This window comes from Motilimonas pumila (genome assembly GCF_003596335.1).
GTDB lineage: Bacteria > Pseudomonadota > Gammaproteobacteria > Enterobacterales > CBDFNC01 > Motilimonas > Motilimonas pumila.
The window spans coordinates 1-683 of sequence record NZ_QZCH01000139.1 but is presented as its reverse complement, the minus strand read 5'-3'; the positions used below and the strand labels follow the sequence as shown (position 1 = coordinate 683).

The 683-nt window shown below is 43.5% G+C and carries 1 protein-coding gene; it reads left to right on the top strand.

Annotation, left to right across the window (positions count from 1 at the left end):
* Nucleotides 1–199: 199 nt before the first annotated feature.
* Nucleotides 200–683: hypothetical protein (locus D1Z90_RS20910; RefSeq protein WP_147378830.1), on the top strand; the 484-nt coding region annotated here is incomplete at its 3' end.

Here is a 683-nt window from a genome sequence, read left to right as displayed (position 1 = left end):
CTGCACCGCAAGCAAACACTTGTTTGCAGTATTTTGAATTGAAATACCCTCAATAGCGATAAATGCTATTACCTTTGAGCCATCACTTGAACTGCTTGTATGTGCTAAACGAATAAGGATAAGCTAGCTAAGAAGTGGCTGTCCTGTCCTCCCCTAAAGCGCAGATACGCCGGCAAATCACCCTGCAGTAGGTGCTCACATGATAAAGCAATATAAGCAACTGTTAACGCAATATTTCAGTTCTAAGCAAGGCAAGACCGCACTGGCCATTGGGGTTGTTGCTATTTACCTCTTGCACAAAATATTTGCCGATGATATTGCCTTTTGGTGGACCAAAGGCATACCTGACGATTACATTAAGGTTGGCAATGCGTACGTGTCTGAAGTAGCAACAGAACTCAAAGGCATTGACCTGCATTACAAAACCTTAACCTTTAAAGGCGTTAAACCCAAAAACTGGCACGTTAAAGTTACCACAGAGTGGTACTCATCGGACGCTAAATGTACTACCCGCTCCAGTTGGGCCAAAGACCCCGTTTACATCCCCACCCGTTATAACGGCACTTATTACGGCATCGACCTTGGCGAGCGCTACATTATCACCGTGCCACAAACAACCAATTGGAATATCAACAAATGTGATGACGTGATATATGAGTTAAATCTGGTTTTCTATGATAAAC